The 20,069-nt window shown below is 56.9% G+C and carries 19 protein-coding genes; 5 read left to right on the top strand and 14 right to left on the bottom strand.

Annotation, left to right across the window (positions count from 1 at the left end; translation table 11 throughout):
* Positions 1–157: 157 nt before the first annotated feature.
* From CJP46_RS09350 to cobD, 4 genes are all read right to left on the bottom strand, one after another.
* The gene (locus CJP46_RS09350) at positions 158–943 is read right to left on the bottom strand and encodes a histidine phosphatase family protein (protein WP_094595341.1); all 786 of its coding nucleotides are present in this window, start codon (positions 941–943) and stop codon (positions 158–160) included.
* Positions 928–1,902: an adenosylcobinamide-phosphate synthase CbiB gene (cbiB, locus tag CJP46_RS09345; RefSeq protein WP_094595340.1), complete on the bottom strand. Its 975-nt coding sequence runs from the start codon at positions 1,900–1,902 to the stop codon at positions 928–930. Before cbiB ends, CJP46_RS09350 begins: the two co-directional genes overlap by 16 nt.
* Entirely contained in the window at positions 1,899–2,621 is a 723-nt protein-coding gene (locus tag CJP46_RS09340) for an adenosylcobinamide amidohydrolase (protein WP_094595339.1), read from the bottom strand. The genes cbiB and CJP46_RS09340 overlap by 4 nt, the downstream gene beginning before the upstream one ends.
* A gap of 148 nt (positions 2,622–2,769) precedes the next feature.
* The gene (gene cobD, locus CJP46_RS09335; protein ID WP_094595338.1) at positions 2,770–3,864 is read right to left on the bottom strand and encodes a threonine-phosphate decarboxylase CobD; all 1,095 of its coding nucleotides are present in this window, start codon (positions 3,862–3,864) and stop codon (positions 2,770–2,772) included.
* Between the two features lie 172 nt (positions 3,865–4,036).
* Here cobD and lplA point away from each other — a divergent pair, with 172 nt between their 5' ends.
* Together lplA and CJP46_RS09325 are read left to right on the top strand one after the other, a co-directional pair.
* Complete coding sequence (gene lplA, locus CJP46_RS09330) at positions 4,037–5,038, top strand: lipoate--protein ligase (protein ID WP_094595337.1); 1,002 nt, start codon at positions 4,037–4,039, stop codon at positions 5,036–5,038.
* 190 nt (positions 5,039–5,228) lie between these two features.
* Positions 5,229–5,693, top strand: a complete 465-nt coding sequence (locus CJP46_RS09325) for a GNAT family N-acetyltransferase (protein WP_094595336.1) — start codon at positions 5,229–5,231, stop codon at positions 5,691–5,693.
* A gap of 52 nt (positions 5,694–5,745) precedes the next feature.
* Here the strand turns inward: CJP46_RS09325 and CJP46_RS09320 are convergent, their stop codons facing one another.
* The gene (locus tag CJP46_RS09320; RefSeq protein WP_094595335.1) at positions 5,746–6,006 is read right to left on the bottom strand and encodes a YqkE family protein; all 261 of its coding nucleotides are present in this window, start codon (positions 6,004–6,006) and stop codon (positions 5,746–5,748) included.
* Positions 6,007–6,179: 173 nt separating this feature from the next.
* Between CJP46_RS09320 and CJP46_RS09315 the strand changes: the two genes are divergently transcribed.
* Together CJP46_RS09315 and CJP46_RS09310 are read left to right on the top strand one after the other, a co-directional pair.
* On the top strand, positions 6,180–7,082 hold the full coding sequence (locus CJP46_RS09315; protein WP_094595334.1) for a DMT family transporter: 903 nt from the start codon (positions 6,180–6,182) through the stop codon (positions 7,080–7,082).
* A 234-nt stretch (positions 7,083–7,316) separates the two neighbouring features.
* Entirely contained in the window at positions 7,317–8,114 is a 798-nt protein-coding gene (locus CJP46_RS09310; protein WP_094595333.1) for a Cof-type HAD-IIB family hydrolase, read from the top strand.
* A 119-nt stretch (positions 8,115–8,233) separates the two neighbouring features.
* Here CJP46_RS09310 and melA read toward each other — a convergent pair whose 3' ends face one another.
* From melA to CJP46_RS09295, 3 genes are all read right to left on the bottom strand, one after another.
* Entirely contained in the window at positions 8,234–9,742 is a 1,509-nt protein-coding gene (gene melA, locus CJP46_RS09305; protein WP_094595332.1) for an alpha-glucosidase/alpha-galactosidase, read from the bottom strand.
* A 113-nt stretch (positions 9,743–9,855) separates the two neighbouring features.
* Positions 9,856–10,830, bottom strand: coding sequence for an AraC family transcriptional regulator (locus CJP46_RS09300; RefSeq protein ID WP_256992279.1), 975 nt, complete (start codon positions 10,828–10,830; stop codon positions 9,856–9,858).
* A 31-nt stretch (positions 10,831–10,861) separates the two neighbouring features.
* Positions 10,862–11,638, bottom strand: coding sequence for an MBL fold metallo-hydrolase (locus CJP46_RS09295; protein WP_094596117.1), 777 nt, complete (start codon positions 11,636–11,638; stop codon positions 10,862–10,864).
* 448 nt (positions 11,639–12,086) lie between these two features.
* Between CJP46_RS09295 and CJP46_RS09290 the strand changes: the two genes are divergently transcribed.
* On the top strand, positions 12,087–13,346 hold the full coding sequence (locus CJP46_RS09290) for an MFS transporter (RefSeq protein WP_094595331.1): 1,260 nt from the start codon (positions 12,087–12,089) through the stop codon (positions 13,344–13,346).
* 366 nt (positions 13,347–13,712) lie between these two features.
* On the opposite strand, the gene CJP46_RS09285 is transcribed toward CJP46_RS09290, so the two are convergent.
* From CJP46_RS09285 to CJP46_RS09260, 6 genes are all read right to left on the bottom strand, one after another.
* Complete coding sequence (locus CJP46_RS09285) at positions 13,713–14,780, bottom strand: sulfate ABC transporter substrate-binding protein (RefSeq protein ID WP_094596116.1); 1,068 nt, start codon at positions 14,778–14,780, stop codon at positions 13,713–13,715.
* A gap of 273 nt (positions 14,781–15,053) precedes the next feature.
* The gene (locus CJP46_RS09280) at positions 15,054–16,118 is read right to left on the bottom strand and encodes a sulfate/molybdate ABC transporter ATP-binding protein (protein WP_094595330.1); all 1,065 of its coding nucleotides are present in this window, start codon (positions 16,116–16,118) and stop codon (positions 15,054–15,056) included.
* 1 nt (position 16,119) lies between these two features.
* Complete coding sequence (locus tag CJP46_RS09275; protein ID WP_094595329.1) at positions 16,120–16,917, bottom strand: sulfate ABC transporter permease subunit; 798 nt, start codon at positions 16,915–16,917, stop codon at positions 16,120–16,122.
* A complete protein-coding gene (gene cysT / locus CJP46_RS09270; RefSeq protein WP_094595328.1) occupies positions 16,914–17,729 on the bottom strand; it encodes a sulfate ABC transporter permease subunit CysT in 816 nt (271 codons plus the stop codon). The genes CJP46_RS09275 and cysT overlap by 4 nt, the downstream gene beginning before the upstream one ends.
* Before the next feature lie 323 nt (positions 17,730–18,052).
* Positions 18,053–18,964 carry a DMT family transporter gene (locus tag CJP46_RS09265; protein ID WP_094595327.1) on the bottom strand — a complete coding sequence of 304 codons (912 nt, stop codon included), beginning with the start codon at positions 18,962–18,964 and terminating at the stop codon, positions 18,053–18,055.
* 101 nt (positions 18,965–19,065) lie between these two features.
* Positions 19,066–20,064, bottom strand: coding sequence for an alpha/beta hydrolase (locus CJP46_RS09260; RefSeq protein WP_094595326.1), 999 nt, complete (start codon positions 20,062–20,064; stop codon positions 19,066–19,068).
* Between the last annotated feature and the right edge of the window lie 5 nt (positions 20,065–20,069).

Genomic DNA, 20,069 nt, shown 5'->3' with positions numbered 1-20,069 from the left:
TGTCCGAACGTGTGCCCGATGGCGTGGCCAAATGAGAGAACGGACGAATAGGGAACCGCGTCCCTGTAGATTGGCAGACTGAACGGTTTCGCCGCTTGCTGTTGTCCGGAGTGTGGCTGAGATCAGTCGCTGACGACCGCTGGCCCGATTATATCGCTCAGGCATCATTCAGCAGGATACCGCTCCAACCGCCGGTTTCTTCCCTGCACCCCAGCCGGATCCGCAGTAAACTCCCAGGCTGAGCATGCACGTCCCAAAAGGACAGTCCGGGAACAAGGCTAACCGCGAGCTGCCGCAGAACACCGCCATGGGCGACAATCAGCATCTCCGGCGGAACCTGAAATTCGGGATCGGTGCCTTCCGGTCCTTCCGACCGGGAAAGAATCACCTCGCTGTCATCGGTTCCTTTCGATCCGGAAAGTGTCACCCCGCCAATCTCAATCCCTTTCGATCCGGAAAGTAACTGTCTGCTGCCGATTTCGGCCCCTAAGGTTTTGCGGCAAGTCCCTTCCACTTCCTTCAGCAGGCTGCCGATAAACCCGTCGATCCTCCCGGCAAAATCTGCCCATGCCTCCCCGCCCGGCGGGGTCACTTGCTGCGGCGAATCGATCCACTGCCGGTAAAGCGGCTGATGCTGCAGCTGCTCATAGGTATGCCCTTCCCAGGCGCCAAAGTCCATTTCCCGCAGCCGCGGGTCATACACCGCAGCGTCTGCGTACGCCGGACTAACGATCGCCAGCGTCTCCCGGCATCGGGCCAGGTCGCTGCAGTACACGCCGTTGAACGCCTTCCCGGCTAACTTCCGGGCAAGCGGCGCAAGCTCGCCCCTGCCACCCAGGTCGAGCGGGATATCCATATGCCCGAGATACCGTTTCTCCCGGTTCCACGGCGTCGTGCCATGCCGGACCAGCAGCAGATCGGCTTGTTTCACCGGAGCGTCCATAAGCTGCCCCCTGCCGCCCACAGCACGGCGATGCCCAGTAGAATGAAGATGACCGATACCGAGATGAGCAGCCGGATCGTCATGCTGATGTCACGGGCCTCCATCGGGCGCAGCGCCTCGCCCATGTAGGCGCGGAACGAGGCGACGCCGTGGTACACGTTCTCGCCGCCGAGCCGGATGCCGAGTGCGCCCGCCACCGCAGATTCGGGAAAGCCGCTGTTCGGGCTCGGATGCCGGCGCGCGTCCCGGCGCACGGTGCGCCAGGCTCGGGCGGCGTCCACCCGCAGCAGCCAAGCGGACAGCACCACGATGCCCGCGGTAATCCGGGCGGGAATGATGTTGGCGATATCGTCCAAACGGGCTGACGCCCAGCCGAGATGCAGATATTTGTCGTTCTTGTAGCCGACCATGGAGTCCAGCGTGTTCACCGCCCGGTAGGCCATCGCTAGCGGTGCACCCCCGATGATGGCGTAGAACAACGGCGAGACGACGGCGTCGACGATATTTTCCGCCACCGTTTCAACCGTCCCCCGGACAATCTCCGGCTCGTCCAGGTGAGCCGTGTCCCGGCCAACGATCATGCCGAGCGACTTCCTCGCCTCCGGCAAATCGCCGCGCCGCAGATGGCCGAGCACTTCCTTGCCGGCATCTTTCAGCCCTTTGACGGCGATCGTCGTCGCGATCAGCACCGCCTCCACCGCCCAAGCCAGCCACGGATGTACCTTATGCAGCCCCCAGAGGACAAGCCATGTCAGCAGCAGGGAGCCGCCTGCCACGATGATCGGGAGCAGTATCCCCGCTCTCTTTAGTCCTGCCGGTCGGGTTACCCTTGCCCGAATGGCGTTCTCCACCTTTTTGACCACCTTTCCCATGCCGATGACCGGATGGGGAATCCACCGGGGATCCCCGATGACCCAATCGATGATGAAAGCCGCGGCAAGGATCCAAACCGCGGTCATTTCCGCTCGCTCCAGGCCGCCAGCAGACCTTCTTTCACCGTGCCGTACACCGAGCGGCCGATCATCGCGCCGAGGTCGGTCGCAGTGCCCGCATAGCGGTGCAGCCCGGCGTAAGCCGTGCTTTGGCTCACGCCGAGTACGACGGCGTCCGTCGTCGTCCCTGTTGCGGTGAGCCCATTGTCCGCGTCGCGAACGTCCAGGTCGGCCAGAGCCGCGGCCTTGGCTTCCACCGCCGTCATGACGGCGTTCAGCATGGCCGCCTTCGTCAACTGGCCGTCGATGGCCAGCATGATGTTGATCGTTCCCGGCGTATAGGCCGCGAACGTCCGCCGCTCCGAGCCCGCGCGGGCGGCATTGGATACGCCCGCCGTCGTGCAGCAGAACACCGCGGCCTGCTCGTTCTTCTCCTCATGCACCGCCGCATGGCGGAGCTGGACCGCCGTCAGCAGCCCCGCCGTCGTCTCCAGCGGGTACCCCCACGCCGTGAGCCACGCCTCCGCGTCGCGCACCGGATCGCTGCAGTCATACGTCCGGTCCACATAAATATTCGTCACCCGCTGCAGCCTGCTCATGCCTCCCCCGTGAATGGAGCTTCCGAGGCTGTCCAGCATCTCCGGCGCCTCCAGCAGCAAGTGCCGCTCTTTCCGCGTCAGCACGAGCCCCGGCCACACGGAGGAGCGGTAAGTATCCTGCAATCCGTCCATAAATGGTGTCGTCATCGGTTCTTATCCCCCATATCGATCTTGTATTTGTTAAGCAGTATCCGCAGATCCGAAAATGCAGCAGGCACCTCACGCCAACGCCTTCCTACGCAAGTCTCATACTCCCCCGACTTTTAGTAGCGCAGAACCTGCATTTACATGCGGATCATTTCGCCCGGCTTAGGAGCACGTCGCCCAGCACAGACAGCAACCGCTTGTTGGCGTCCGCTCCCTTCACCGCAAACCGCACATGCCCCGGCCCCAGGCCCGGGTACATGGCGCAGCTGCGGATCAGGACGCCGCGAAGCCCGAGCTCGCGTTGCAGCTCCCCGGCACTCCATGGTGCCGGCAGCTCCGCGAGCAGAAAATTGGCTTCGCCGCCGCTCACGCGGCAGCCCAGATCCCGCAGGCCAGGCGTCATCCGGGCGCGCTCTGCGGTAATCAGCTCGAGCGTCTCGCGCTCATGCGCCTCGCCGCCCTCCAGGCAAAATTCGCCGGCGAGCAGGGCCAAGCCGTTGACGCTCCACGTCACCTGCTTGCCCGTCAACGCCCGGATCACGTCCGGATGCGCGGCCGCATAGCCCAGCCGCAGGCCCGGAATGGCATAAAACTTCGTCATCGAGCGGACCAGAATCGTCCGCGGAAACCGCTCCAGCTCCGGCAGCAGCGTCATCCGCCGCCCGGCGGGAATGAAGTCGATGAACGCCTCGTCAACGACGAAATAGGTCCGGGTACGCTCCGCCTCGGCCGCCAACTCCCGAATCTCTTCCAGCGGATACTGCACGCCATTCGGATTGTTCGGCTGCCCCAGGAAGAGCAGGTCCACCTTCTTCATCAATCCGGCAATGTCCGGGACCTCCGCTCTCCAGTCGCGCTCCCGGCTGCCGAAGACGGCATGCACTTCGGCGCCGAACTGCTCCGACAGCTGGCGGTACTCCGAGAAGCAGGGCTGCACGATCCCGACCTTGGACGGCGCCAGCCCCAGCAGTATCAGTGCCATCGATTCCGCCGCGCCGTTGCCGATGCTTAAGTTGTCCGGCGCCACGCCCAATTTGCGGGACAGCAGCGATTTCAGGCGGCGGTGTCCCGGATCCGGGTAGCGAAGGATAGAAGGCAGCACCTGTCCCAGCTTCGCCATGACGCCCTCCGGCGGACCCAGCGGATTGATATTGGCGCTGAAATCCAGGAAAGACGCCGGGTCGCCGCCGTACAACTCCGACGCGCTCTCCAGATCCCCGCCATGTCCGTATCGTTCCAGCATATGTATGATCCCCCCAGCAGTTCTCTGTCTTGAATCGTTTACGAATGACCCCATTATTGCGCCAAATTTCGGTGCGCGTCAATTCGGTTTTCGCTTTTGTTTCTTGTCCGCAATTGGTTTACAATAGACAAGGAAACGAATTAATTAAGGCCTTTTAACGGAGGAATCAAACATGCTGTTTATCGATAACCAGGGAATTACCGACCCTGCCGTCAATCTGGCGATTGAAGAATTCGCCCTCAAACATCTGCCCATGGACGACAGCTACCTGCTGTTTTACATTAACCGTCCTTCGATCATCATCGGTAAACATCAGAACACGATCGAGGAGATCAATCAGGAATACGTGAAAGACCAGAATATCAAAGTCGTTCGCCGGCTCTCCGGCGGCGGTGCGGTGTACCACGACCTCGGCAACCTCAATTTCAGCTTCATAACCAAGGACGACGGGGAATCGTTCCACAATTTCCTGAAGTTTACCCAGCCGGTGATCGACGCGCTGCAGCATATGGGCGTAAACGCGGAACTGAGCGGACGCAACGACCTGCAGGTCGGCGAGCAGAAGATTTCCGGTAACGCCCAGTTCTCGACTCGGGGCCGGATGTTCAGCCACGGCACGCTCATGTTCAACCTGAATCTGGACGACGTTCAAGCTTCCCTGAATGCCAATCCGGAGAAGTTCAAGTCGAAGAGCACCAAATCCGTGCGCAGCCGCGTCGCCAACATCAGTGAGCTGATGAACCAGAAGATGACGATCGAGGAGTTCCGCTCCGAGCTGCTCCGTTATATTTTCGGCATGGAAGCAAACGAGGTGCCGCAGTATCGGCTAACTGAAGCCGACTGGGAGAAGATCAACCAAATTTCCAAGGACCGGTATCAGAACTGGGAATGGAATTACGGGCAGTCTCCGCAGTCCAACGTCAAGCACACGAAGCGATTCCCGGTCGGCATCATCGACATCCGGATGGACATCAAAGACGCACGTATCGAGGACATCAAAATTTACGGCGACTTTTTCGGTGTAGGCGATGTGGCGGATATCGAGGACCGTCTGCGCGGCAAGCGTTATGAAGAATCCGAAGTCCGGGAAGCCCTCGCGGACATCGACGTGAAGCACTATTTCGGCAACATCGTGATGGACGACCTGATCGGGCTCATCTTCCTGGAAGAATAGTCCGGCTCCGGTGTTCGTCCGAATGGACAACGTGACATACAGCAAAGAGAGGTACCATGATATCGATGGACCTCTCTTTTTTGTCGCTTGAGCCTCCCCATCGTATGGTATAATCGGCTGCAAAAGCCTGCAGGCGGGTGATGATCCGCTCAGCTCAGACGGATAGAATGAACGGAGGTAAGGTATTCTTATGCAAATCAGACCGATCCATGAGACCGACTATGACCGCGTGATCCCGGTCGTCAATGACTGGTGGGGCGGACGCCAAATGACGCATCTGCTGCCGAAGCTGTTTTTCGAACATTTTCAAAAGACTAGCTTTGTGATGGAAGAGAAAGTGAATGGAGAGCTTGTCGCCTTCCTGATCGGTTTCCAGTCCCAGACGCATCCGAATGAAGCGTATATCCATTTTGTCGGCGTCCATCCGGATTACCGCAAGCAGGGCACGGCCCGGACGCTATACGAGCTTTTTTTCGGAAAAGTCCTTCAGCTCGGCTGCGATACGGTGCGCTGCATTACCTCGACCGTGAACGAAACTTCGATGAAGTTTCATGCCCGCATGGGCTTTAATCTGACGACAGCCAAAGATTATGCCGGTCCCGGACAGGACTACATCCTATTTGAAAAAAAGCTGGGAATGGACGGTGAAAAATAAGCACACAAAAAGCTGCCGGCAACGGCAGCTTTTCTCCTAAGATATCATTTTCTTATTTATATTTACGCCAGTCCATGCTGCTGTTCTCCAGCAGATGTTCAAAATTGTTCTCCAGGCGCTTCTGTTCCGCTTTGCGCGCTTCGGCCGCTTGTTTCTCCTGCTCTTCTTTCTGCTTCTGCTGCTCCGCCTTCAGCTCACTGGACTGCTGCTTCAGCTTATCCAGCACCTCGCTGCTCAGGAGATCCTTCAGCGTCGCCGGTTTGTCCGAGACCTGTGGCTTGCTCGGGGCTTGGTTTCGGTTCTTCTTGGCCATCGTATCATCTCCGTTTCCACCCACATTATAGCAGGTTTCCCAGGCTCCGTCATGCCTGAACCCGCCCTTGTGCTCCTTTTGATCCTTGTCCTCCCTCCTATTTTACGTTACAATTTGGTCGCTTGCCTGTTATGCACAGGCCGATCGTACGAACCGTGAAAGGAATGACTTCATTGAACCGCTCCCGTATTGCCGACCTCAGCCTGCTCATCGTGGCGATGATGTGGGGATGTACCTTTTTGATCGTGCAGCATGCGGTCCGGGTCCTGCCTCCGCTGGCCTTCAACGGCATCCGCTTCTTGGGTGCGGCCGTGCTGCTGGCCCTGATCATTACGATCTTCTACCGCAGCCAGTGGCGGGACATTTCCGGCAGGATGCTGCTCCATTCGTGCCTGCTGGGCCTTTTTTTGTTTCTGGGTTATGCCTTCCAAACCGTGGGACTGCTGTACACGACCACTTCGAACGCCGGTTTTATCACCGGCTTGTCCGTCGTATTTGTTCCGTTTCTGGCGCTTCTGCTGCTGAAAACCCCCATTTCCCGCTATACGTGGATCAGCGCGCTGCTGGCCGCCGCCGGACTGTACCTGCTGGCCTTCGCCGGCACCTCCCTTACGCTGAACAAAGGAGACTTTCTCATCTTTTTGTGCGCGGTGGCGTTTGCTCTGCATGTGGCGTATACGGGCGTGTTCGCGCCCCGTTATTCCGCGCTGCCCCTGGCTGCGATGCAGATGGCGGTCGTCGGACTGCTCAGCCTCCTCTCTTCGCTGCTGTTTGAGGATGTGGGCCCGCTGGGGCAGGTGACAGATCATCTGCTGAAGCCGGAAGTGATCTGGGCGCTCCTAGTGTCCATCGGACCGACCAGCGCATTTGCCTTTTGGATCCAGACCGTATGCCAGAAATATACGAACCCGTCGCGGGTGGCCGTCATTTTCGCCATGGAACCGGTCTTTGCCGCACTGACGGGCGTCACCTTCGGCGGAGAGGTGCTGGGCGCTGCGGCGGGGCTGGGATGTATTTGTATTTTTGCCGGAATGATCCTCGCGGAATTGAAATCTGCCCCGCGTGAGGTACAATAAGAAAAGTATGATCGAAGTAATCCACAGAAGACAGACCGCGCTTAGCGGAAACTTTTCTTGCGATAATAGAATGCTTCAGCTTCGCTGAAAACGATAGATTCTATTATCTAGAAATAAGCCATACTGTGCAGGAGAGTTTAGAGAGATGCCCTTCCTGCGATAGAGAGAACATGGACGAGCCGTTCAACGCCTTTCCCGGCGAAGGGTTCGGACATGAACAAAGGAGAGAGAACCATGTACAAATTGATCGCGATCGACATCGACGATACTCTGATTAACGACGATAAAGAGGTGACCCCGGGCACCCAGCAGGCGCTGGAGCAGGCGGTCGCCAAAGACGTAGTCGTCACGCTGGCCACGGGCCGGGCCTATGCCTCCGCCCAAGCCATTGCCCGTCAAACCGGGCTGAACGTACCGATCATTACGTACCAAGGGGCGCTCGTCAAAAACCTGATGGACGAAAAAGTGCTCTACGAGCGCTATGTGCCGAAGGATGCAGGCTACAAGCTGTTCCAATACTGCATTGAGCATGACCTTCACCTGCAGGTCTATATCGACGACAAGCTGTACGCCCGTGAAGAAAACCAAAAGCTGAAGGATTACAGTGAGCTGAACCGCACCCCTTACTATATCGAACCGGATTTTGAAAAGCTGATCGCCCAGAAGACGCCAAAAATGCTCATTATCGACGATCCGGCCTACTTGGATCAGCTGATCCCGATTCTGCGCGACCTGCTGGGAGACGAAGTGCACATCACCAAATCGAAGCCGCACTTCCTCGAAATTATGCACCGCGAAGGCACTAAGGGCCATGCCCTCACCTTCCTCGCCGACCACTTCGGCTGCGACATGTCCGAAACGATCGCCATCGGCGATTCCTGGAACGACCATGAGATGCTGGAAGCGGCAGGAATGGGCATTGCGATGGGCAACGCCATCCAGGCGCTGAAGGACATTGCGAATTACGTAACGTTGAGCAACAACGACGAAGGCGTTAAGGCTGCGATTGAGAAGTTCGTGCTAAACGTATAATCCGGCTGAATATTCAGCGATACGCCATATCTAAAAAAGACAGCCGCGAATCAGGATCAACGATCCTTGTTCGCGAGCTGTCTTTTTGTTTTCCGGCTGATTTTACCGGTTGTTACCTGTTACTGAACCGTTTTGGCCCGGTCCTTGCCTTTATCCGATTCGCTGGCGTTTTTGTTCGCGGCTTCCCGGTCCTGCTGCATTTCCTCCACCGTCTTTACCTTGAGTCGTGCCGCGCCGCGGTAGCCTTCCCGGGTCGGAATCAGGTTGCCGGAAGCCAATCGTACAGATGCCTCGGCGATGGCATCCCCGTATTGCGGGAGCCACTTCTCCTGCGCAACGAGCATTTCGTCGACCATCTGCCAAATCTCCTTCGGATTGCACACCGCGCCGACCAGCGGGTCCATCATGAACGCCTGGCGAAGCAGCTTGTCGTCGCCATGAACTGCCGCTTCCACCGCCAGCCGCTGCACGGAAATGCTCACATTGCAAACCGCTGCCGGTCCGAGCGGCAAATCTCCAACCACCGGCATGGAGATGCCGTTGCGGTCGACGTATCCCGGAGCCTCGATGATCGCGTCATCCGGCAGGTTGGTGATCACCCCGTTGTTGACCACATTGAAATGTCCCCGGTACACCCGTCCCGTTTCCAGACCTTCGATAATGTAAGAGCCGTGTTCATGGCTGCGCTGGTCCTGCTTGTATTCGAACGGCTTATCCTTCATCCAGTTGGGAAAATCGGTCTCAAACCAGTTGCGCCCTTCCGTGCAGACACGAAGGTATCCCCCGGTCTCCCCGTTAATCCAGCTGCCGAGGTCGATCCAGTCGTTGATTTCGTCCGCCCGCTTGCGGTACCACGGCACGTACTCGCTGAGATGGCCGTTCGATTCCGTACTGTAATAGCCGAAGCGGCGCAGCATGTCGATCCGCACCTTTTCCGTCCGGCTGAAATCCGGATGCTTCTCGAATGCTTCCAGCAGCTTGCCGGTCAGGTCCTCTCCGTTATGGCGGATCTGGACATACCACGTCTGATGGTTGATGCCCGCGCAGATGATATCCACTTCTTCCTGCTTGAGGCCAAAAGCTTCAGCGATCTGCCAGTGCCCGCCCTGCACCCCATGGCACAGTCCGACCGTGCGAACCCCGCCGTACTTGTTGCAGGCCCACGTGAGCATCGCCATCGGATTGGCGTAGTTCAGCAGCAGCACGTCCTTGGATGCCATTTCGCGGATGTCCTTGCAGATGCTCAGCATCTCGGCGATACCGCGCTGACCGTACATAATGCCGCCTGCGCACAGCGTGTCGCCCACGCATTGATCGACGCCGTATTTCAGCGGAATGTCCACATCCGTCGCGAAAGCCTCCAAGCCGCCCACGCGGATCGTGCAGATGACGTATTTGGCATCCTTCAGCGCCTCGCGGCGGTTCGTCGTCGCGTGAATCTTGATGTCCAGTCCGTTCTCCCGAATGTCCCGCTGGCACAGCTCGGTCACCATGTCCAGGTTGTGTGGATTGATGTCCGTAAAAGCAACTTCCACGTTATGAAATTCCGGAACGGACAACAGGTCGCGCAGCAGTCCGCGGGTAAAGCCAATGCTTCCCGCCCCGATAAAAGCAATTTTAAATGACACGGCAAAAACCGCCTCCCTCAACAATAGTCGCCAGGTTCACCCTGATACAGGTATTGTAGCAACCCTTCTTGGGAAAACGTTATCAAATTCATGACCTCTTTGCCGGAAAAGTGTCAACAATTCTCACTTTTTAGATTTGGATCATACGCGTCCCTGGAATCCACGTACCCTGCGATCCGGGAAGCCTTCCGGTACTCGACCGGCGTCTGACCGGTATGCTTTTTGAACATGAGATGCAGATACTGGCGGCTGCCGATCCCCACATAATCCGCGATATCCGCCACCGGAATTTCCGTCTGCCGCAGGAGCATCGCCGTTTTGTCCATCCGGTAGGCATTCAAATATTCCATGATCGACATTCCCGTCTTCTGCTTAAATACCCGCTGTAAATACCCGGGATGAAGCCGGACATGCTCGGCGGCGTCTTTTACCTGAATGCTGCGGTCATAATTTTGATACAGGTACTCGATGCACTGCCGGACATACATGCTCTGCGTATCGGGGCCGGCCTCCACGTATTCCTGATGCAGCCGGGCAATCCGGATCAACAGCTCGGCAAGCATCAACTGCGGCATCAGCTCCTGTCCGGATTCGGCAGCGTCCAGCTCAAGAACAAGATTTTTCAGCAGCTGATGCACGTCATCAAATTCCCTCAGAACCACATAGGGGGCCGGGTTGCGGAACAGCGCCGCCAGCGCATCCTCTCCCTCAGCCAGCTGCTTCGTCGACGGCAGCACCCCTTCCCGCTCGACAAAACGAAATTCGATGTTGAGCATGCGACAGCGCCCCGTCACCAGCAGGCGATGGGGAACGGTTCCGTCCAGCAGGATAAAGCCACCCTTGGTCAAATGCACGACCGACTCATTTTCGCCATACGGCTTTACTCCGACCATGCAGTTCCCCTCAATGACATACATGATTTCAGAAGAATCGTGAGTATGCAGGGCCATGTCAAAACCATTCCACTCTTTAAAATAGTAAGCGCTGACCTCCGGACGGCAGTCCGCAAGCATCAACTTTTCGGGAAATAAACCGCCGGGTCCACGGCCGTTTAATGCTCTGCCATTCCATCCGCCGACGTTTGCCATGGATACCAACCTCCCTTTTTTCCTGTAACGGTCAGCCCAGCTCAACCTTCATTCCGGCCACTGCAAGCGTCACCTGCGGAGGAAGCGGATAAGACCGGTTCAGGTCGATATCATGCGACATATGCGTGTAGACCGTTCTCAGCGGCTTCACTTCATGCAGCAGCTCTTCCGCTTCCTTCATATCGTACACGGACCGGGTGTGATAAGGCGCCGTCTCATGGAAAAAACTCGTCCCGAGCACCAGCAGATCCAGGCCGTGCAGCGGTCTTTTCTCTTCCTCGTTCAGACCGATCGAGTCCGAGCAGTATCCCCAGCGGAAGCTTGGCTTCTCCAGCCGGTATGCATAGGCATAACCGTTCGCGCCGTGCGTCACCTTCCATGTGCTGATGTGCCAGCCGCCAAGCTCGATTCCATCATCAGCAGGAATCATTAGAAGCTGCCGGTGGATCCACGGAAACTGCCGCTGAATTTGGTCCAGCACTTCCTGCGGGGCGTACAGCTCCCCTCTTGCCTGCCGCCAGCGGCATTCATCCGCCCATTCCGGCAGCCCGCCGATATGGTCAAAATGCGCATGGGTCACCAGCATCCGCGCTGTCGCCCGCTGCCCGATCGCCTCCATCTGGCTGCGCCAATCCGGCCCGCAATCGATGAGGAAGCTGTCGTCTTCCCCCTGCCCCTGAACGAGCACGGAAGAACGTAAGCGGCGGTTTATCCCCGTGGTCCGGGCCTCATCACACACCTCGCAGCTGCAGTACACGCGCGGCACCCCCATCGCGTCCCCGGTTCCCAAAAAGATCAATGCGTCCATTCCGTCGGTCATCTCCTTATTTTTCCCCTATGTATGTGTGGTGGTGGTTATATTCCTGGTTCGTTACAGCTATATAGAATGAACTCAAGAAATTCATGTTGAAGGGCTTGGATAAGCTGTTACAACAGGGGGTTCAATTCGAAACTTGAGTTCAATCTATATATGATACCATATTCGCTTTTCAGAGGGTTCTCGGTCCAGAGACCGACTTCAAAATCATACCAGCGACGATTTTGGCCGGCCGCTTATTCGAATACACTGAGATCAAAGCTGCGAACCACGAACGGACGCATCAAGCACCGCCTTTTTAACTGCCCCCTGACCGGCACAGGCCGGACAGGATGATCGGATGAACCGCATGATACAAGTGCCCAGGTGGAGTCCTTCAAATCATTCCAAGTTCGCAATCGTTGTACCGAAAAATTCGAGAAGAAACGAGGTCACCTGCATGGAGCTTTTCCGCAATGCCACATTTGTCAAAATGTTTTTGGCCAACTTCGCGTCCCAGCTTGGGTCGATGGTCGGCAGCATGGCTTTCGCCTTTTATCTTGTCGACCGCTTCAGCAATCAGCCCGCTTACGCAACGTTAGCCGAGCTGATGTATTCTCTGCCGACGCTCGTCGTGTTTCTGTTCGTCGGCGTGCTTGCCGACAGACTGGACCGCAAGCGCATCGCCGTCAACAGCGACTGGATTCGCGCGGGCCTGTCTATCGTCCTGCTGCTGGCGGTACATGAAAACTGGATTGTAGGCGCATTTGCCCTTCTTTTCCTGCGCAGCGCCATCTCGAAGTTTTTTGGGCCCGCCGAAATGAGTCTGCTCCAGGGGGTAATGAAACCCGAACAGTACGTTCAGGCCTCCAGTCTGAACATGTCCATCTCGGGCGTATTCATGCTGTTCGGCATGAGCCTCGGATCGGCCGCTTATTATTTCCTAGGCATTGAAGGTGCCATTCTGATCGACATGGCCAGCTTTATCATCTCCGCCCTGCTTCTCATGTCATGCCATTTCCCGCAGCATGTCTCCCAGCCCAACGGCAAAGTACGTTTGAAAGACCTGAATCTGAAAAGCATCACCTCCGACTTCGGCATGGGCTTTAAATACATCGTCCGTTCGCGCCTGCTGCTGGCGATTATTCTCGGCTTTTTCTTCTTCGGCATCGTTAACGGCGTGTTTTCGATCCTGCCCCTCTTTACGATGAAATACAAGCTCAGCCCGGAGCACTACGAGGTGTACACACCGCTGGTGATGGTGTTCCTCGGGATCGGTTACCTTGTGGGCAGCGCACTTAGCACCCTGCTCATCAAAAAAATCGGCAAAGTCGGCGTGCTGATCACCGGACTGTTCCTCATCGGCATCATAACGCTGGTTGCCGGCGGATTCCACAACATCCAGCTGTACCTGGGCACGATGGTGCTGCTCGGCGTGATCCTCGCACCGATCAACGTCGTGCTTGGCGGATGGCTGCCGGAGCTCGTCGAGCCCCAAAGCATGGGTCGTGTCAGCGCCTGGATCGAGCCGCTCAACACGACCGGCCAGGCGATCGCGCTCGGATTTCTGGCCGTCGCCTTCCCCGGCTTGGTATCCGTCACTGCGCTGTACTGGATCCTGGCGGCCAGCATCTTCATCGTCAGCGTCTACTATCTCGTTGTCCTGCCTTCGCTGAACCGCAGGCACCAGCAAGAGATGAATGTCGAAATGCCCGGCTGATGCCGGGCATTTTTTGTTGGGTGGAGGCGTACGTTCGTCCACCTGCTGGCCTTTCTTGCCGCCAAACCTCTCTTTTACTGCTTCTCCGGCCGTTCGATTTCAGCGCACCTGTAGGGTTAGCATGTGTTGGTGAAGGATGCACATGTTTAGTGGGTTTTCTCCTACTCCATTCAATAAGTACAAAAAAGCAGGCCCCGCCTCCGGCGTCACCTGCTTAAACCCATGCTCTGCTCCACGCCTATCTTACACCGTGCCTATCCAATGCCGCTGTATATCTAATAACATACCGTAACAGATAACAAACTCGAATCCATACCTTTTCATATCTACTGTTTTTCTCTATCTACAAAAAATGAATCCTGCGACTCACAGCCCCGCCAGCACTTGGTACCACACGCCCCGCTTGGAGTAGAGCGTGTTACGCACCTCATTCCAGCCGCCGAGATAGTTAATATCGAACAGCCCTTTCGGCACGGGGTACTTGGCCGCGTTGACCTTGAGCACCTCGTCGTCGACGGGGCGGAAGCCGTGCTGTGCGAAGATTTCCTGCGCTTCCTTGCTCCACAGGTACTTCACGAACGCCTCGGCCACCTTGGTGGTGCCGTGCTTCTTGGCAAAAGCGTCCACGACGGCCGCCGGATTCTCGATCAGGATCGTGTTCCCTGGAATGACAACGTCGTATTTGACGCCCTGCTGGATGCGCGCCAGCAGCTCATTCTCGTACGTGACGATAACGTCGCCCACGCCATACTCGAACGCCGCCATGGACGCCCGGCCGCTCTTATCGAGCGACTCCACATTCTTGTGGACCTGCTCCAGGAAGGCTTTGGCCGCGGCCGGATCCTTGTGTCCTTGCTGCTCCGAAGCCTTTAGGCCCGCTCCGTAAATCGCGTTGATGTCCCACTGCGCCCCGCCCGAAGTTTTCGGGTTGGGGTACAGCACTTTGACCCCCGGCTTGGTCAGGTCCTGAAAATCCTTGATCCCCAGCGGGTTCCCTTCCCGCGTGCCCAGCACGACGATCGACCGGGTGACCATGCCTTGGTCCGGATTTTTCGTCTTCCAGTCCTTGTCGACGAGGCCCGCGCTGACGAGCTTATCGACGTCTCCCTCCATCGCGAGCAGCGTGACGTCGGCCTCAAAGCCACCGGCAATCGCCCGCGCCTGGGTCCCCGACGCCTCATAAGACTCCTGGAACTTGACCGTCTGCCCGGTCTTCTCCTTCCACTCCTGCTGAAACTTCGGCAGGATGTCGGCCACCGCATCCTTCGCCACGCTGTACGCGCCGATCACCAGGGTGACGTCGCCGCCCGCTGCCGATACGGTGCCGTTCACCGGAGCATCCTTGCTGCAGCCGGTAAAGGCGAGAATGCAGGCCAGCAGCAGAGCGCCGAGAAGACCCGGGCGGAGTGCTGGCTTTCTATCGTTATTTTGCATCGTCTGCTTTCGCATCGTCTGCCACTCCTTTAGGCTGAAACTTGCCGCGTTTGCCGCATCAGCCTGCCGGAGGGCAGGCTGGAGTCGTAATATTGGTTATCTTCCAAGAGGTGTCTCAGCGATCATTTTCATTAAAAACGAGAACGGATCTATCGGGCTCAACCCAGCCAATTTCACAAGAACAGGACCGCATTTACAGGATTGAGTCAACCCTAAGGCTTTTCTATGTCATCTCCTCATGAGGAGCGTATCCGTGTTAAGTATCTGATCCCACTAAATAATGACCGGCATCGGGTCGACCTTGAGCTGGTTCTCTTCGATCCAGCTGCGCTCGTCGTTAAACAGGTAAGCGCGGTGCACCAGCACCCGTACCGGCTGACCCGGCTGCAGCGTATCCTTCTCCAGCGAGCGGTACGTCATCAGCTTGTGGCTGCCGACTTCGACTTCCACCATCCACTCGCTGCCGCGGAAATGCAGGTGACGCACGATGCCTTCCTCCGTCGCGGACAGCACCCGGAATTCGTCGGGTTCGCCGACTTCGATGTACTCCGGCCGGATAAGCGCCCGGGTGCCGCTGCCCTCGGCAGCTTCCTCGAAGCCTTTCAGTTCGCGGGCATTTTCCACCACGGTGGACTCCCCGATAAAGGTCGCGACGAACGGCGTCTTCGGCTCCTTGTAAATATCCCACGGGGTACCCTTCTGCTCCAGGCGTCCCTGGTTAATGATCATGATTTCATCAGCTACCTCGATCGCCTCGTCCTGGTCATGCGTCACGAAGATCGACGTGATGCCCACCCGCTCGATCAGCTCTCTCAGCCAGGAGCGGAGCTCCTGCCGGATCTTGGCGTCGATCGCCGCAAACGGCTCATCCAGCAGCAGCAGCTGCGGCTCCGGGGCCAGCGCCCGGGCAAAGGCGACCCGCTGACGCTGCCCGCCTGAGAGCTGCTGCGGATAGCGCTTCTCAAAGCCCGCCAGCCCGGTCAGCTCGACAAGCTCCATGACCCGGTCCTTGATCTGCGACTTCGGCGTCTTCTTCACTTTCAGGCCGAACGCGATATTGTCGAACACCGTCATGTGCTTGAACAGCGCGTAGTTCTGGAACACAAATCCGATGCCCCGCTCCTGCGGCGGAAGCGCGTTGACCAGCTCTCCGTGGAAGCGGATTTCCCCGCTGTCCGGCGTCTCCAGCCCTGCAAGCATCCGCAGAATCGACGTTTTGCCGCCGCCGCTCGGTCCGAGCAGACCGATCAGGTGGCCCTTTTCAATTCCAAAATGCACATCCTTTACGGCATGAAAATCACCAAAATGCTTGTTCAATCCGCGAACTTCCACATGCATATCAGCGCACTTCCCTTCTTTTTTTGGCCCATTCCATCAGGAGGAGCAGACTTACCGAAAAAGCAGCCAGAACCAGCGCAACGCTGTTGGCCGAAATGACGTTGAAATTTTCGACGTCCTGGTACACCAGCGTTGTCGCCGTTTGGGTCCTGTTTATGATATTACCCGACACGACAAGCACCGCCCCGAACTCGCCCAGGGAGCGAGCCACCGTCAGCACGATGCCGTATATGACCGCCCAGCGGATCGACGGCCAGGTTACCTTCCAGAAGGTCGTCCAGCCGTAGGCCCCCAGCGTCGAGGCCGCTTCTTCCTGCTGAGCCCCGATCTCCTGCAGCACCGGCATCACCTCTCGCACCATGAGCGGAAAAGTAACGAACAGTGTGGCAATGACCATTCCCGGAAAGGCGTACACGATTTTAAAGCCGATATCCTCGAAAAAAGCCCCCACTGCGCTTCCCGGCCCCAGCAGGAGCACGATCATCAGCCCCCCAATGACGGGGGATACTGCATACGGCAGGTCGACGATGCTGTTCAGAAAGCGCCGAAGCCCGCCGCTCATCCAGCTGCCGCGAACGAGATAGATGGCCATCATCATGCCGAGCAGCGTGTTCAGCACCGTCACGGTGACGACGATCAGCCCGGTCATCATCAGGGCGTGCAGCGCCTCAGGCCTTGCCAGGGCATCACCCAGACCGCCCAGCCCATCTTCAAAGGCGCCCATGACCATTTTGCCGAGGGGAGCGATTAGCAGCAGGAAAAAGACTAGGTATGTCAGCGTAATCCACAGTTTCTTCATGCTCTCTTCCCCTTCGTCTGCACAAAATTCACGACCCAGAGTATGACAAAGGACAGCGTTAGCAGCAGAATCGACACGGCAGCGGCCCCGGCGGTATTGTCGCTCTCAACCTCCCCGTAAATAAACACGGAAGCGATCAGCGTTCGGCCCGGAATGTTGCCGGCAACGAGCACGACGGCCCCAAACTCCGCCAGCGCCCGGGAGAAGGCCAGCATCCCCCCGCTGAGCATACCCGGCAGCATGGACGGCAGCACGACTTTGAAAAAGATTTTGCTCCCCGACGCCCCCAGCGTCCGCGCCGCCTCCTCCTCGGAAGGATCGATCTCCTCCAGCAGCGGCTGAACCGCACGGATGACGAAAGGAAACGTGACGAATACCATGGCGATGATGATCGCCGGCTGATGGAACACGATTTCGAAGCCGAGCGCTTCGGCAGCTCCGCCGATCAGGCTTCCCGGTCCGAGTAAAAGCAGAATCATAAGGCCCCCGACTGCGGTCGGCAGGGCAAAAGGGAGATCCACCAGACTGTTCAGGAGCGATCTGCCCGGAAAACGGTAGCGGACGATCACCCAGCCGATCATCGTACCGATCAGAACGTTAATCATCGTGGCCACGAGGGCCAATTTCAGCGTAAGGAGCACGGATTTCCACGCGATCGGGTCTTTCACGCTTTCCGCAAAAGCGCTCCATCCCAGCGAGAACGAATGATAATACACTCCCAGCAAAGGGAGCACGACCAGCAGTACAAAATAAAGAAGAACGGTGCTTCGAAAACCCCAAGTCCAGCCTTTATGTCGCAGCAGTGTATTCACTTGACCCCTCCCTGCCTCCGGGAATCGGCCCGGTCGGCGCTTGACGATTGATGATTTCCATCAAAGATTAAATTATTCCTATTTGACTACTTGGATTTTGCTTATCAGTACTTTACCAAAAACTGTCTCACACCGTCAATACAAAAATAGATTTATTTCCAGTCTCCGTTTACGCCGCGAAGAAAAGAGCCTGCACGAGTGCAGGCCCTGCATTTTTCAGTCCGGAATATGCCACCTGTTTCGGGGCAAAGTCAGGGTCTAACCGTTATGATCCATTGCCTGATCGAGGCCGTTTGTGATGAAATTCCCAGCATTCCACTCTGTTATCGCTTCACCACGGACATATGGAGTTGATCGGCATGCGCATTTCCTTTCGAGCGTCGTTGGAAGGTCGCCAGGATGACGCCGCAAATAATCAGTAACGAACCCGCAACTTGCATATAGGTAATCGGCGTACCTAGGATGAAATAGCCCGATACCATTGCAACGAATGGCTGCAAATTCAGAAACAGGGACGCCGTCGCGGCGCCTACCTTGCGAATTTGAGCGTTCCAGACGACGGCGCATAATCCTTGGATAAGCAGCGCGGATCCAATTAAGGCAAGCCACCACCCATAGTGTGGGCGAATTTCAGCATGCGGTTCGCTCCAGATCGATACTGGAAGTACCGCAATACAACCCAGCATCGTAGAGTAAGCCGTTGCCACAAGCGGTTCGACGCGCTCAGTCAGCTTTTTCATGAGAATGACAGACCCTGAAAATGCCAGCATGCAAATCAGCATCCATCCAATGCCGGACGAGATGCGAAGCATGAAACCTGCGCCATTCGCTACAATAAAAACGACACCGGCAAAGGCGACGACCGATCCGATCGTCATCCGAAGCGTAAACGATTCCTTCAGAAACAGGCGAGCAAACAGCGCAGTACAAATAGGTGATAACGATAATATCAATGATGCCGTCGTCGCATCGACCGTGCGCAGCCCCGTAAAGAAGGAAACTTGATGCAGCAGCATCCCCACTAGAGCATACGGTATGAAGTACACGGCATCCCGCAGCGTAACCCGGACCCATCGGCGGGTCCCTATCAAATAAATGAGCAGGAACACCGAGGAGACGGCAAGCCGATAGGCCGATAGATGCAGCGCAGGAAATGCTTGCAGCAAAAGCGAGCCCAGCACGAAGTTGCTACCGTAAAGGGATGCGCAAAATAAGAGAAGCAGATAGGACCGCAAACGATTCGCCTTCTTTCAAAAGTGTGGGTACGAAAAAAGCCTGCGGCAGCATGCCGCAGGCCTCGTTTTAGGCATATGAAATGTTGGGCACTGCACCCGGGTTATTTCGCCGGGATGTACGATTCTTCCAGGAAGCCGCGGATCGCTTGAAAAGCCTGCATCCTGTTTTTCTCCAGCAGCACCATATGCGTCCCTTCCCCAATCTCTACCCAGCGGCGATAAACGGCGCCGGTCAGTGACGTGAAGAAGTTTTGCGCCAATTCAAGAGGCACATCGATGTCCCATTCCGCGTGAACAAGAAGGACAGGCACCGTGATCTCCTTGGGCTCATAAAAAGCTCTGTTCGCCGTCCAGTATTCACGGATGTCCAGAATCGGCCCATTGGTCGCCCGAATATGTCCCGGATGGGCGCAGTGGCTTCCCGGATCGGAAGCTAACGTCGCTTCGGTCCATTGTTCGAACCAGCCTTCCGGAATCAGATCGCCGCGTTTATCTTCAGGGGCGGCGCTTAGCCAGCGTTCCTTCGTGCTTCCGACCGGAACGAGGCGATAGGAGCCGAGTGCACCCCCGGTATCGATAGGGACCGGTTTTGTGCTCAGCCACTGAGGCGCAACAAGAATAAGCTTATTTACTTTTTCGTTGTTCCGGCTCGTATAAGCCCCGGCGACCGTTCCGCCCCAGGACATTCCCAAAATGTTGACCTTCGATAAATTTCGATGTTTTAAAACGAAGTCTACCGCCGAGCCTAAGTCGCGAACTCCCGTTTCCGTGCGAACCAGCGGAGGGTTGGAGTCAGCGGGCTGCTCCATCTCAGGGGGTCTTGTCGACCCCCCGTAGCCGCGTACATCTACGGCATACACGTCGTAACCATGGCTGGCCAAGTAGTCCAAGAATGTGAAGCCATCCAATTCAACGTCATACAAACTGCCGATCGGATATGTGGCACCGTGAACCATGACAATCGTTTTCTCGTTCGTGAACGTGTTCATGGAAGCCGGACGTTTGTTGCGTACATATAGTTCGATTCCGGACGTATCGCTGGGGATACGGTGGTCTTCGGTCAAAATCGGTGTATCGTGCTTAAAATCGTTTGTCGTCATGTTGT

Source organism: Paenibacillus sp. XY044 (genome assembly GCF_002257645.1).
Lineage (GTDB): Bacteria > Bacillota > Bacilli > Paenibacillales > Paenibacillaceae > Paenibacillus_AQ.
The sequence above is the reverse complement of the archived record's forward strand: the minus strand, read 5'-3'. Positions and strand labels throughout refer to the sequence as shown.

Bases quoted from the DNA above. Each gene is read 5' to 3' on its own strand.
- CJP46_RS09285 (WP_094596116.1), bottom strand. From the start codon at position 14,780: ATGCAAAATAACGATAGAAAGCCAGCACTCCGCCCGGGTCTTCTCGGC.
- CJP46_RS09300 (WP_256992279.1), bottom strand. From the start codon at position 10,830: ATGGCAAACGTCGGCGGATGGAATGGCAGAGCATTAAACGGCCGTGGA.
- cobD (WP_094595338.1), bottom strand. From the start codon at position 3,864: ATGCTGGAACGATACGGACATGGCGGGGATCTGGAGAGCGCGTCGGAG.
- CJP46_RS09310 (WP_094595333.1), top strand. From the start codon at position 7,317: ATGTACAAATTGATCGCGATCGACATCGACGATACTCTGATTAACGAC.
- CJP46_RS09340 (WP_094595339.1), bottom strand. From the start codon at position 2,621: ATGACGACACCATTTATGGACGGATTGCAGGATACTTACCGCTCCTCC.
- CJP46_RS09280 (WP_094595330.1), bottom strand. From the start codon at position 16,118: ATGCATGTGGAAGTTCGCGGATTGAACAAGCATTTTGGTGATTTTCAT.
- lplA (WP_094595337.1), top strand. From the start codon at position 4,037: ATGCTGTTTATCGATAACCAGGGAATTACCGACCCTGCCGTCAATCTG.
- CJP46_RS09290 (WP_094595331.1), top strand. From the start codon at position 12,087: ATGGAGCTTTTCCGCAATGCCACATTTGTCAAAATGTTTTTGGCCAAC.
- cbiB (WP_094595340.1), bottom strand. From the start codon at position 1,902: ATGACCGCGGTTTGGATCCTTGCCGCGGCTTTCATCATCGATTGGGTC.
- CJP46_RS09260 (WP_094595326.1), bottom strand. From the start codon at position 20,064: ATGACGACAAACGATTTTAAGCACGATACACCGATTTTGACCGAAGAC.
- CJP46_RS09350 (WP_094595341.1), bottom strand. From the start codon at position 943: ATGGACGCTCCGGTGAAACAAGCCGATCTGCTGCTGGTCCGGCATGGC.
- CJP46_RS09325 (WP_094595336.1), top strand. From the start codon at position 5,229: ATGCAAATCAGACCGATCCATGAGACCGACTATGACCGCGTGATCCCG.
- CJP46_RS09295 (WP_094596117.1), bottom strand. From the start codon at position 11,638: ATGGACGCATTGATCTTTTTGGGAACCGGGGACGCGATGGGGGTGCCG.
- CJP46_RS09275 (WP_094595329.1), bottom strand. From the start codon at position 16,917: ATGAAGAAACTGTGGATTACGCTGACATACCTAGTCTTTTTCCTGCTG.
- CJP46_RS09320 (WP_094595335.1), bottom strand. From the start codon at position 6,006: ATGGCCAAGAAGAACCGAAACCAAGCCCCGAGCAAGCCACAGGTCTCG.